The 12,950-nt window shown below is 42.2% G+C and carries 13 protein-coding genes; 8 read left to right on the top strand and 5 right to left on the bottom strand.

Annotated elements, in window-relative coordinates:
* Positions 1–3: 3 nt before the first annotated feature.
* The 5 genes from fdh3B (at position 4) to cobB (ending at position 4,801) form a co-directional block, all read left to right on the top strand.
* Positions 4–612: a formate dehydrogenase FDH3 subunit beta gene (gene fdh3B / locus AB4405_RS20025; RefSeq protein ID WP_102470126.1), complete on the top strand. Its 609-nt coding sequence runs from the start codon at positions 4–6 to the stop codon at positions 610–612.
* Positions 613–624: 12 nt separating this feature from the next.
* Complete coding sequence (locus AB4405_RS20020) at positions 625–1,683, top strand: formate dehydrogenase subunit gamma (RefSeq protein WP_372062542.1); 1,059 nt, start codon at positions 625–627, stop codon at positions 1,681–1,683.
* A gap of 16 nt (positions 1,684–1,699) precedes the next feature.
* The gene (locus AB4405_RS20015) at positions 1,700–2,131 is read left to right on the top strand and encodes a hypothetical protein (RefSeq protein WP_102470128.1); all 432 of its coding nucleotides are present in this window, start codon (positions 1,700–1,702) and stop codon (positions 2,129–2,131) included.
* Between the two features lie 464 nt (positions 2,132–2,595).
* The gene (locus AB4405_RS20010) at positions 2,596–3,816 is read left to right on the top strand and encodes an ammonium transporter (protein ID WP_372062541.1); all 1,221 of its coding nucleotides are present in this window, start codon (positions 2,596–2,598) and stop codon (positions 3,814–3,816) included.
* Between the two features lie 244 nt (positions 3,817–4,060).
* Positions 4,061–4,801, top strand: a complete 741-nt coding sequence (gene cobB, locus AB4405_RS20005) for a Sir2 family NAD+-dependent deacetylase (RefSeq protein WP_102470131.1) — start codon at positions 4,061–4,063, stop codon at positions 4,799–4,801.
* A 122-nt stretch (positions 4,802–4,923) separates the two neighbouring features.
* Here the strand turns inward: cobB and AB4405_RS20000 are convergent, their stop codons facing one another.
* From AB4405_RS20000 to potA, 5 genes are all read right to left on the bottom strand, one after another.
* Positions 4,924–5,961, bottom strand: a complete 1,038-nt coding sequence (locus AB4405_RS20000; protein WP_372062540.1) for an extracellular solute-binding protein — start codon at positions 5,959–5,961, stop codon at positions 4,924–4,926.
* Between the two features lie 248 nt (positions 5,962–6,209).
* Entirely contained in the window at positions 6,210–7,241 is a 1,032-nt protein-coding gene (locus tag AB4405_RS19995) for an extracellular solute-binding protein (protein ID WP_372062539.1), read from the bottom strand.
* 93 nt (positions 7,242–7,334) lie between these two features.
* On the bottom strand, positions 7,335–8,105 hold the full coding sequence (gene potC, locus AB4405_RS19990) for a spermidine/putrescine ABC transporter permease PotC (protein WP_372062538.1): 771 nt from the start codon (positions 8,103–8,105) through the stop codon (positions 7,335–7,337).
* Positions 8,105–8,962 (bottom strand): spermidine/putrescine ABC transporter permease PotB, encoded by an 858-nt coding sequence (gene potB / locus AB4405_RS19985; protein ID WP_372062537.1) that lies wholly within the window; start codon positions 8,960–8,962, stop codon positions 8,105–8,107. The genes potC and potB overlap by 1 nt, the downstream gene beginning before the upstream one ends.
* On the bottom strand, positions 8,946–10,061 hold the full coding sequence (gene potA / locus AB4405_RS19980) for a spermidine/putrescine ABC transporter ATP-binding protein PotA (RefSeq protein ID WP_372062536.1): 1,116 nt from the start codon (positions 10,059–10,061) through the stop codon (positions 8,946–8,948). Before potA ends, potB begins: the two co-directional genes overlap by 17 nt.
* A gap of 335 nt (positions 10,062–10,396) precedes the next feature.
* Here potA and AB4405_RS19975 point away from each other — a divergent pair, with 335 nt between their 5' ends.
* The 3 genes from AB4405_RS19975 to AB4405_RS19965 are packed head-to-tail and all read left to right on the top strand — an operon-like array spanning position 10,397 to position 12,691.
* A complete protein-coding gene (locus AB4405_RS19975) occupies positions 10,397–11,233 on the top strand; it encodes a hypothetical protein (protein ID WP_372062535.1) in 837 nt (278 codons plus the stop codon).
* Positions 11,226–12,026 (top strand): glucosaminidase domain-containing protein, encoded by an 801-nt coding sequence (locus AB4405_RS19970; protein WP_372062534.1) that lies wholly within the window; start codon positions 11,226–11,228, stop codon positions 12,024–12,026. The genes AB4405_RS19975 and AB4405_RS19970 overlap by 8 nt, the downstream gene beginning before the upstream one ends.
* A 5-nt stretch (positions 12,027–12,031) precedes the next feature.
* Positions 12,032–12,691: a DUF2987 domain-containing protein gene (locus tag AB4405_RS19965; protein WP_372062533.1), complete on the top strand. Its 660-nt coding sequence runs from the start codon at positions 12,032–12,034 to the stop codon at positions 12,689–12,691.
* Positions 12,692–12,950: the final 259 nt, after the last annotated feature.

The following is a 12,950-nucleotide window of genomic DNA, read 5'->3' as shown; positions in this document are numbered from 1 at the left end:
AACATGGCTAGAATGAAATTCCTTTGTGACACCAAACGTTGTATTGACTGTAACGGCTGTGTCACAGCATGTAAAAACGAAAACGATGATGCACTTGAGTGGGGTATACAACGCCGCCGAGTCGTTACGTTAAACGATGGCGAACCAGGTGAGAATTCTATCTCGGTGGCATGTATGCACTGTACGGATGCGCCTTGTATGGCCGTTTGTCCTGCTGATTGTTTTGAGCATACCGAAGATGGCATCGTGCTGCATAACAAAGACTTATGCATTGGGTGTGGCTACTGTTTATTTGCGTGTCCGTTTGGTGCCCCTCAATTTCCTAAGCAAGCGTCATTTGGCGAGCGTGGGAAAATGGATAAGTGTACTTTCTGTGCTGGCGGCCCTGAAACTGAAGATAACTCAGAAGAAGAGCGCGCTAAGTACGGTGCAAACCGTATAGCGGAAGGCAAGTTGCCAATGTGTGCATCACTTTGTTCGACTAAAGCGTTGCTTGCAGGTGATGCAGAAACCGTGTCTGACATTTTCCGCCAACGTGTCGTTGAGCGTGGGGCAAAAAATGCGGGTTGGACCGATGGCAACGATCTTTCTTATGACGCAACAAAGAGCTAATGGAGAGCATGTATGCTAAGTACGCTTAGAAACCAAGCTCTTGCAATGCTGCCATTATTGGCAGCATTGATGCTGATGTTGTCGTTTGCAGTCAAAGCAGAAGAGAGCAAAAATGACAAGGTGGTCCAAAGTGAGATGATCCAGTTAGCTGGCGCTGATTATTGGCGTGCAGTTAAGGAAGGGGGAAAAGGTACAACAACCTCTGCGTCACCAGAACATGGAGTACTCATTAGTACTCCGGGTGAAACCTGGTTCATTTTAAAAGAGAAATGGATGTCGCCTGCAGCAGCTGTCGCCATTTTTGGCAGTATCGCAATGGTAGTGCTGATGTACTTTATTGTTGGTCCGCTTAAACTTAGTGCGGCGAGGACAGGTAAAAAAATAAGGCGATGGTCTCGGATGGACCGTGCACTTCATTGGAGCATGGCGTTTACGTTCTTAACCTTGGCTTTTAGTGGCTTGATGCTTGTTTACGGTAAGCATTTTATGAAGCCTTATGTTCCTACAGAGTTATGGGGTTGGACGATTTACATCGCTAAGCAATACCATAACTACGTGGGTCCGTTGTTCTTCATTTTATTGTTTGCTGTGCTGTTTAAATGGTGGAGGAAGTCCATTTTTAATAAGACAGACATGCAGTGGTTTATGAAACTCGGGGGCATGGTTGGTAAGCATAAAGGAAAGCACCCATCGGCTGGATTTTCTAATGGTGGCGAAAAAGCAATCTATTGGTTGTTGATTTGTTTTGGTGCCGTTGCCGCAGTGAGTGGACTCATTATGGATTTCCCAATATTTGGCCAAACTCGCCGTGATATGGAATTGTCGAACTTGGTTCACATGTTCTCTGCGCTAATTCTGATCTGTGGATTCGTATTTCATATTTACATTGGTTTATTCGGTATGGAAGGGGCCCTCGAAGGAATGGTCACGGGTGATGTCGATGAAACATGGGCAAAAGAACATCATGATTTGTGGTATGAGGAAGTGAAAGACAAACAAGGCCAAGAAACTGAGGCCATGGGTGATTCACGAGCAACCTCGGCAACGAAACCTGATGAGAAACTGACGTAAAGGAGTGTCTGTTATTATGGACCAACATCATAAAGGTATTTGGTATGCGTATATCTTGAGCCTGTTCACGCCATTTACACTGCTTCTTTCGGGTGTCATTGCGATTATTTATGCTGGATATCGGTTGGACAAAGGAGAAGATGGTGAGGTGGTCAATTCTCATTATTATGGTTTGATACGCACGTTTTTTCTTAATCTAACATTCTTTGTCGTTCTTATTGTGACAGTGGCAACCTCTAACGGATTGCTAAAAGGTGTTACGCATTATTGGTACCAAGCGACCTGGATAGATCAGTTAGCACACGTCATCCCGTATGTCGGGATGGTGTTTGCGGCGGTTGCTATTGTTGTTTGGATTATCAGAATGTTCAAAGGCATGAGTATGCTAAAGCAAAATATTCCTTTGACGTTTGACAAAGGACCGCAACTTATCGATACAACACAATAGATGTGATTGGATAAGATTTGCCGTTACGAAGGCTCCATTTAAATGGAGCCTTTTTCTTTTCTAAAAGTATGTAACGCTGAGTTGGAGCGTGGTGTTATTAGTAACATTTAATATGATGGTATTTGAGGTGGTGCATAGTAACGGCCGTCGATGCAGTACTAATACGTTTGAATTAGCAACATATAAAACAAAGTTGCAACAAATCGGTGCGCCCTATATTGGTGCTTTTCACCATCGAGGTGCAACCAGATGAGTTGGTGTCACTCTCGCGAGTCTGTTATTAAATAATAAATTCTTTAATAACAGAGCATTATGTTAATTTTGTCAGTGTGTGCTTTTTGGAATGGATTTTGCTCTACTAAATGAATGCTGATTGTGGTCACCATTATGGTGTGGTCACAATAAGATAGAGCACAATATTAGTGCTTATCAGGATATTTTTCGTTTAAAGGAGTAATTGATACATGACCCCTTCGGTAGAACAGGTACATGGCGCCGTACAAACCCTCACACAAAGTTCAGATACATTGTTCCTGTTACTTGGTGCCATCATGGTATTTCTGATGCACGCAGGATTTGCATTTCTTGAGGTTGGAACCGTAAGACACAAAAACCAGGTAAATGCTTTAGTCAAAATCCTTGCGGACTTTGGCGTGTCTGCCATCGCTTATTTCTTTATAGGTTATTGGGTCGCATACGGTGGAACCTTCTTCGCAGATGCGGAAACACTGTCGCAAGGTAATGGTTATGAACTGGTTAAATTCTTTTTCTTATTGACGTTTGCAGCGGCAATTCCCGCGATTGTTTCTGGGGGTATTGCAGAGCGCGCGAGGTTTTATCCAATATTATTGGCAACGTTCTTTACCGTAGGACTGGTTTACCCGTTCTTTGAAGGGATGATTTGGAACGGAAACTTTGGTTTTCAAGGCTGGCTCGAAACAACGTTTGGAGCAGGCTTTCATGATTTTGCTGGCTCCGTTGTTGTTCATGGTGTTGGTGGTTGGATAGCATTGGTTGCCGTCCTATTTTTGGGGATGCGAAGGGGCCGTGTACGTGCTGGTAAACATACCAACTTTGCACCGTCAAACATTCCCTTTCTTGCTTTAGGTGCTTGGATTCTAAGTGTGGGCTGGTTTGGTTTTAACGTTATGTCAGCGCAAGCGCTAGAAGGTATTAGTGGCTTAGTGGCGATGAATTCACTGATGGCAATGGTAGGTGGCATTTTAGCGGCACTCATTGTCGGCAAAAATGACCCAGGCTTTATTCATAATGGACCGTTAGCAGGTTTAGTAGCGATCTGTGCTGGTTCGGACTTAATGCACCCAATCGGCGCTCTTATTACCGGATCAATTGCCGGCGCAATGTTTGTGTGGGTATTTACCTATATTCAAAACAAAACGAAAATTGATGATGTGTTAGGTGTATGGCCACTGCACGGTTTATGTGGAGCATGGGGTGGTATCGCGGCAGGTATATTTGGTCAAAGTGCCTTAGGAGGCCTAGGTGGGGTGAGTTTAGCGGCTCAACTCGTTGGAACGCTTGCTGGTATTGCCGTTGCTTTGGTTGGTGCATTTATGGTTTATGGTATTTTGGACAAATTAACAGGCCTTAGATTGTCTGAAGAAGATGAATTTAATGGTGCAGATTTAGCGATTCATAAAATATCATCAACAAGTGAAGACTAATTGAATGTAAGCCTACTGCATTACTGTCACAAGCGAATTGAGTTCTACTTGTAAAAATAAGCATCTTAAGATGCTTATTTTTTTTGTCTCGGATTATGATTTTTACAAGAACAACGTGATTTAAAAGCCATTAACTTATTGAAATGTGGCACATTAGACTATGGTCTAAGGCGTAAATATAGGGCAGGTGTCTAATTCCATGTTAATCTTGTGGTATCACTCTACGTCAGAACAAGGAATGTTAATGAAGTTCCCCTACAAGAATATCGTAGTATTAACGGGCGCTGGTATCTCGGCTGAGTCAGGAATCCAAACCTTCCGAGCACAAGATGGTTTGTGGGAAAACCATCGAATTGAGGATGTGGCGACCCCAGAGGGTTTTGCACGAGACCCGGATTTAGTTCAGTCGTTCTACAATCAAAGGCGCCATAAGCTTCAGCAAACGAGTATTCTTCCGAATGCGGCACACCTGGCACTTGGTCAGTTAGAACGTGATCTAGAAGGCACTGTGACGATAATTACCCAAAACATCGATAACCTTCATGAACGTGGTGGCAGTGACAATGTGATTCACATGCATGGTGAACTACTAAAAGCTCGTTGTTCAGAGTCAGGGCAGGTCACGGAGATGAAAGGTGACATTGTCACTGGAGACTTATGTCATTGTTGTCAACTTCCAAGTCAAGTTCGCCCACACATTGTTTGGTTTGGTGAGATGCCCTTAAGAATGGGGGATATCTACTCCGCATTAGAGGCTGCAGATTTGTTCATTTCTATTGGGACGTCAGGCGTGGTGTATCCGGCAGCAGGATTTGTGCATGACGCTAAAATGCATGGCGCCCATACGATTGAGATAAATTTAGAGCCGAGTGCAGTTGAGAGTGAATTTGAAGAAAAGCGCTATGGTAAAGCAAGCATTGAAGTCCCTAAACTTGTAAAAGAAGTCCTTTCAATCCAAACACATAATAACGCCACTTCCTGCTGAGTCGAACTAAAACCATAAAGCGGTAATACCAAGATAATATTAAGCCCTCGATACGAGGGCTTAATAAATCAATGACACTTCGCTTAAATTGGCTTTCTTGCAATTAGCAAATTATTTGTGGCTTAGTTATCAACCTTGAGCCTTTGGAAATACTCTTCGTATAACGTGCCGGCTTCGCCTACTTCATCTTGCCATGTACCCGAATCCATGACTTCTTGTGGCGGGAATACATTTGGATCTTCCGCAAACTCTTTAGGAAGTAGCGGGTAAGCGGTTTTGACTGGTGTAGGGTAACCAATTTCAAGTGCGATTTTTGCTGCATTTTCAGGACGAAGAAGAAAATCAATCATCTTATGTGCCGCTTCAACATTTTTGGCACCTGAAGGAATCGCTAAACTATCCATCCAGAAAATTGTACCTTTGTCGGGCCAAACAATCTCAATAGAAGCGCCTTCTTGGCGAGCCATATACGCGGAACCATTCCACAACATACCCAATGACACTTCGCCTGCTAAATATGGGTTTGCGGGAAAATCAGAGTTGAAAACAAGTACGTTTGGAACCAGTTTTCTAAGTTCTTCGTAAGCGGCTTTTATTTCCTCCGGGTTAGTCGTATTTGGAGAGTAGCCTAACTTAGTTAGCGCGATGTGGAATACTTCACGAGAGTCATCCATCATCATTAATTGACCTTCCCACTGTTGATCCCAAAGGTCATCCCAGCTGGTAACGGTAGACTTATCGAGCATATCCGTGTTTACGCCGATGCCCGTTGCACCCCAAATGTAAGGAATAGAAAAGTTGTTGTCGGGATCAAAAGGTTTATCAAGGTAGTTACTATCCAAATCTTTGAAGTGTGATAGTTTTTCTTTATCAATTTTTTGAAGCATGCCTTCTTTACGCATTTTTGAAACAAAATACGTAGAAGGAACCACTAAATCATAACCTGAACCTTGAGTTTTTAACTTGGCATACATGCTTTCGTTAGATTCGTAGGTTGAGTAGTAGACTTTAATGCCTGTCTCCTTCGTAAAGTCTTCTAAGACTTCATTCGGGATGTATTCAGACCAGTTATAAAAATAGAGTTCTTCGTTGGCAGCAAACGCCGGTGTAGTGAAGAGAGTCGCCGCACAAAGTGCGCTAGCATACAGTTTGCTTTTCATTACTTTTCCGTTTGTATTGTTATAAACAAAGAGCCATAGCAGGCATGAAAATAGGTTGTTAGCCTTGATGCGAACAACTTATTACTTTGATCATCATAAATAATATGACGTGAGTCACAGGATTATACCAGTAATTGGAACATATCTCTATGTGGCTGTTTACAAAAAATAAACGTTTAGGTACTTATCGTGCTGTAAATATAAAAACAGGTGGCTAATGCCACCTGTTTTGTAAAACCCACTTTTAATTACTGGCCTGCTTTTAGTTTCATGAAATAATCTTCGTAAACCACGGTCTTTTCGCCTACAGAGTCTTGCCATTCAACCCGGTCTAAATCTTCTTGGGAAGGAAATAGGGCGGGTTCATGCTTAAACTTGTCGTTGGATGCTTTGACGCCAGTTAAGTAGCCAGTGTCGGTCGAGATTTGTTCAGCAATCTCGGGACGCAACAAAAAATCAATCATCTTGTGAGCGGCTTCTACGTTTTCAGCACCTGAGCTAATTGCAAAGTTATCGACCCAACCAATACCGCCTTCTTTTGGAAAGACTAGCTCAAGAGGTACACCTTCTTTCTGTGCGGCGGCGGCGGAGCCATTCCACAGCATACCTAGCCCGACTTCACCAGACATATAAGGCGAACCGGGATTATCAGAGTTAAAGACTAAAACATTCGGCATGAGTTTTTTAAGCTCCGCGTAGGCCTCATCGATTTCTTTTTGATCCGTGGTATTTCCTGAATATCCGAGCTTACGAAGAGCGATGTGAAAGACCTCACGAGTATCATCCATCATCATCAGCTGACCTTCGAGCTCCGGATTCCATAAGTCTGCCCAGCTGGTAAAGTCTTCTGGGTCATACATATCGGTATTAACCGCAAGCCCAGTGATGGCGACGACGTGAGGTATCGAATAATCGTTGTTAGGGTCATACGGTTTATTTAGATAATTTGGATCCAAATTATGGAAATTGTTTAATTTGGATTTATCAATTTTTTGCAACATGCCTTCATCACGCATTTTAGCCACGAAATAGGTGGAAGGAACAACCAAGTCATACCCTTTATTATGCGTTTTCAATTTAGCGTATAAGGTTTCGTTCGATTCATAGGTTGAATAGATAACCTTGATGCCTGTTTCTTTGGTAAATTGCTGAAGGATATTGCTGTTGATATATGGTCCCCAGTTCATGAAAACCAATTGTTGTTCTTTTGCACTCACCATGCCAGATGCAAGAGAAAGTGCACATGCACTACCAGCTAATAAAGTAGCCCATTTTTTCATTGACGTAAGCTCCAAACAAACGCTGCCTTAAAGGCATAGATAAAAAAAGAGCAGAGTGGCAGAGCCATTCTGCTCTCACTTAAAGTTGTGTGATTATTTAATTTTCTCTCGAGCAAGAAACTGCGATGTCATGACTAACGCTAGAGAAACAATGAGCATAATTGTTGCCAGCGCATTGACTTCAGGTGAGATACCAACTTTGACCATTGAATAAATCTTAAGTGGCAGTATCTCGTAAGTTGGTCCAGTAACAAACGAACTTACAATGACATCATCGAGTGATAAGGTGAAACTTAATAGCCACCCTCCAGCGATAGCGGGCTTAGCAAGAGGGAAGATAATCTGTTTGAGTATCGTCCATTCGCTGGCTCCTAAATCTTTTGCCGCTTCCAACATTTTAACGTCGAAACCTTTCAAACGGCTATAGACCGTTACAACAACGAAAGGTAAGCAGAAAGTAATATGCGCTACCAATAACGTTAGGAAACCGAGTTGTACGCCCATGACTAAGAAAATTGCGAGTAACGAAATGGCCATCACAATATCAGGGGACATCATCACGATAAACAACAACCCACTTACCGCTTTTTTGCCCTTAAACTGATATCGAAATAGGGCCACGGCCGTTAGACTGCCAACTAATGTGGCGGCGGTTGCTGAAAATACAGCGACATTAATAGAATGCCAGGCGGCTTGCATTAAGCTGTCATTGTTAAACAACGCGTGGTACCACTTTGTGGTCAATCCACCCCATTTCATACCAAACTTATTAGCATTGAATGAGTTAGCAATGAGTACAATAATCGGCAAATACAAAAACGCATAGACAAACGTCATGAAACCAAATTTAGCAGTGCGACCCATTATTCGAGCTCCACTTTACGATTTAATAATTTACCCGCTCGATAATAGGCGTATAACATGACCGCCATCGCGGCTGTTAGGGCGATACTGGTGGCAGCACCAAATGGCCAATCTCTTGCGTTTAGTATCTGACTTTTAATGACGTTACCGATCAATAGATTTTTAGCGCCGCCTAATAAATCAGCGATATAGAACATACCAAGTGCCGGCAATAGCACTAATAAGCAGCCACCAATGATTCCTGGCATTGTTAGTGGCAAGATGATCTTAGTAATGGTTTGCCATTTATTTGCGCCTAGATCTTTTGCTGCTTCAATATAAGTATTGTCGAGTTTCTCCAATGCTGAATACAAGGGTAGAATCATAAAAGGAAGCAAAATATAGACTAAGCCAATCATGACTGCTGTTTCTGTATACATAATCCTCAGCGGCTTATCGATGATATCAAGTGCGATTAACCCTTTATTTAAAATCCCTTGAGTACCAAGGACAATCTTTAGTCCATAGGTTCTGATTAGAGAATTCGTCCAAAATGGCACAATGACCAAAAAAAGCATGAACGGTCGCCATTTTTCCGGCATTTTTGCGACGATGTAAGCGAATGGATAGCCGACGACAAGGCAGATTAATGTTGCAATAATCGCCATGTAGAACGAGTGAAATACAACCTTGGCGTACAAAGGATCCAATAATCGAGCGTAGTTATCTAACGTAAAGGTCAACTCAATAAGATTGGCCTCATCTCGCGTTAAAAAACTGGTGCCGATGATCATCACATTGGGAATCAGTACAAAGAGTACTAACCAGCTCACAATTAAGGTGATGATGGCATTTTGTAAATTAAATTTCTTGCTCATCTTTTAATACCACTTCCCAGCTTTCAACCCAAGTGACGGCAACTTTTTGTCCCAGAGAGTGATCCACATCGGGATCGTCTTCGTTGAAAAACTCGCTGACCATTACTCGCATCCCAGATTCGAGTTCAACCACAGAATCCAGCGTCATTCCTTTATAGGTACGTTCAGCCACATGGCCAACAATGCCTTTAGTCTCAGATTCTTTGATTTCTTCAATACGCAAGTCTTCTGGGCGAAGTAGAACTTGCAACTGGTCACCTTCTAAACACGGGCTATCGTGATAAACAATACATTCATGATCTTCAATGGTCGCGTGGATACGCTTGTCATCAATACGATGATTAACCGTTGCATTAAACACATTGATTTCACCAATGAAGCGAGCAACAAACAAGTTCTTTGGTTCTTCGTATATTTCTCGAGGCGAACCATCTTGCTCAATCACACCATCGCGCATAACAATGATGCGGTCCGACATGGATAACGCTTCTTCTTGGTCATGCGTAACAAAAATGAAGGTAATACCAAGCTGTCTTTGTAATTGCTTCAATTCGATCTGCATCTGTTTACGTAACTTGTAGTCGAGCGCAGATAGTGATTCATCAAGAAGCAACACTTTAGGCTTATTGACGACCGCACGTGCAATAGCGATACGTTGTTGTTGGCCACCTGATAATTGATGAGGCTTACGTTGCGCCATTTTCTCCAATCGAACCATTTTGAGTGCTTCTAATACTCTTGGTTCAATGTCAGCACTTGGCACTTTTTGCATGCGCAATCCGAACGCCACATTTTCAAAAACAGTCATGTGGGGGAATAGGGCATAGCTTTGGAATACGGTGTTGACATGCCTTTGTTCAGCAGGAACTTCGGTGACGTCATGGTCTGCAAGCTTTATTGTACCGCCATCAACGGTTTCAAAACCTGCAATCATTCTAAGTACGGTTGTCTTACCGCAGCCAGAAGGGCCTAAAATAGTGAGGAATTCACCATGATTAACGTTCAAGTCTAGATTTGCGATGATTTCCTTACCATCGAAACTTTTACTTACACCAGAGAGTTGTACGACTGGTGTTCCTACTGATTGTTGAGCTTTCAATGTCTGTTTATCTCCACCTTGGCCATTTTTTGTTTATAGGCCGGTTGCTATACATGATTGAGGCGCGCATCATAATCACCAATTGAGTGAAATCAAAGCATTTTTTCATCTTGATACAGAAAAAAATTGCAGGTAAAACTAAACATTATTTACCATACTTGTATTACACAGCACCAAGATGAAAATTTTAACTTATCAAGTGGTTAATTATTATCCAAAAAGATAATAAAGCAAGCTTATAAGAGTGATAATGATCGCTTGATGTCGCTATAATGGCGCAGCCTTTTTAACGAAAAAATAGACGTTCACATTCGCGAGTGTGACATGGAAAAACTATGAAAAATGATTTTGAAAGAGACTTTAATCTGGGTGGGAGTATTGAACGTGCAGTCTCAGGTCAGTATGAACTGAAAGCTGGCGCGATTTTCCAAGAAGCTTGGAAACAAACCATGAAACACTTTATGTCGTTTTCACCCGCCATTATCGCACTCATCTTTGTTCAGCTCGGGATTTTTTATGTTGCACTAAAACTTCAACTCGGTGACCCCGGTGTGATTTTACAAGCATTTCAAGATCCGTCATTACTAGATGAGCGCATATTTCAGGCTATTTTTGTCGCGAACTTCAGTTATGAAGTTGTCAGTGCGCCTTTTTATGCCAGTGTTTCATTGATGGCGATGAGCCATGCATGCGGTCTATCGACAAAACCTCGTCATATAGCGAAAGGATTACAGTTTACGGTACCCATTATTATTGCGACCCTTGCCAGTTTGGTATTGCAAGGTGTGATAGGGATGTTGTTGCCTTTTATTTCGATGTATCTATCACTCGCGTTTAGCCAGTCTATTCTACTCATTTGTGAAAAACGCATACCACCGATGCAATCATTGTTGTTGTCACTAAGAGCCGTCAATAAAAAAATCTTCGTGCTCGCCGGTATTTACACGCTAATGATGTTGATGTTTGTTGTCGGGGCTATGTTTTATGGGTTGGGTTTGATCTTTGTTTTACCATTCTTCTTCCACGTCAAAGGTATTATTTACCGTGAAATGTTTGGAGTTAAATTGCAAGTGACTGCGTCTCAAGACAATGATTTTGATGACCATCAAGGGAATCCGCCAAACGGCGAAAATGATAGAACAAATAAAAATCCAGAGGTCTTCGATGCGTAAGTCTCATAAACTAATAGCGGCAGCCGTGTTGCTATCGGGTAGTACTTTTTTGTATCTCGGTCACGACCGCGAACGTTCTGAAGATGGTGACGTCTCGAAGCCAGCGTTGGTACCGATATCTGATTCACCCCCTGATATCGCCGCAATCACTGACACAAAAACGAAAAAACAGACGTTCTTTGATTATCTTAGACCCGGTATCGAGATTGAAAACGCTCGAATAGAGAAAGAGCGCCAGCGTATTTTGCGATTCAAGAATGCGTTAGACGAGCAATCTTTAACTCAAGAGCAAGTTGAAACAGCCAAACGGTTAGGTCGTTTATACAATCTAGAACCAACAGAGGTGACCTATCAGTGGATTGAGCAACTTCTACATAGAGTAGACGTACTACCAGAAGCACTGGTTCTAACTCAAGCGGCAAATGAATCCGCGTGGGGCACATCCCGCTTTGCTAAAGAAGCCAATAACTATTTTGGTCAGTGGTGTTACAGCAAAGGCTGTGGCGTCGTCCCTTTACAAAGAGGAACCGGAAAATCTCATGAGGTTGCTAAGTTTTCATCACCACAAGAATCCATTTATGGATATTTCATGAACGTAAATCGAAACAATGCTTACGCTGAACTACGGACTATTCGTAGTCAAATTAGAGACGAAGGGCAATCACCACTTACGGAAGCGTCGGCATTGAAACTCACCAACGGATTGTTACGCTACTCAGAGCGAGGTGAGGCATACGTCAAAGACTTACAAGCGATGATTCGCCATAATGAAGAATTCTGGATATCAAAATAAAAACTATGAAGAAAGCAGTCAGTTTTGCCTTAGTCAGCCTCCTGGTAGCGGCCGTATCGTTACCCGCAACCGCGCAAGAATATCGATTTACCTATTCTAAGCTTTATTCCCAAATGAAAAACAACGCTAAAGAAGGACATGAAGATGTCAAAGTTGGTTTTTTCTTTGTCGATGCGCAAACACAACAGCTTTGTAAAATAGACAAAGCATGGATGGAAAAAGAAAAAAAATATGAAGAGTTAATGTCGAGTGAATTTAACGAACTGTTAGTTCCACTAGACGATAATTTGAAAGCAGCAAATCCACTTGTGTATGTACAAACACCACAAACTCAGCAATGCGACTTCTCAATGGTCGTTATGACCAAGCAGCCACTTTCTGGGGAAGTATCGTATCAAGAAGTTGAGCATTTACTACCACAAATGCAAACAATGTTAGAAGATTTAGGCGGTATGTTCTCCGGATGGTTTACAGCCGACGTCATTGGCTTAACATTGGAGTTTTCCGATGTGTCTGACGGGAAGATAGAGTTATCTGATGGTCATTTTGTGCCGGTCGTCGACGGCAAAGCTCAAGTATCACTTGAACAGATAGGCACTAATGGTTTTATGCGCTTACCCGGCAAAACGAGTCGAGTGTTGCCGTATTTGCCAACAAGCAAATAAATCCAGTCATTGCTCGATGGTTAGTAGTTAGTAGTTAGTAAGTAATAGTCGCTTATTGCTCACTATTAATTGATAGTATTCGTGAGCAATAAGCAAAGAAAATGGTGACATGACAAGTGTCGCTATTTTCGTTGTACGCGAAACCGAGTATATCGATTCAATTTGTACACGTAATAAAACAAACTCTCACGTTTATCCTAGCTTTGCTAGTTTTCTCTTCCCATAAAACAAAGTATAATCCGCGCCCTATAACGCATCT

It is taken from the genome of Vibrio sp. 10N.261.51.F12 (genome assembly GCF_041471725.1).
In the GTDB taxonomy this organism is placed as follows: Bacteria; Pseudomonadota; Gammaproteobacteria; order Enterobacterales; family Vibrionaceae; genus Vibrio.
This window is presented reverse-complemented; position numbering and strand designations above follow the sequence as displayed.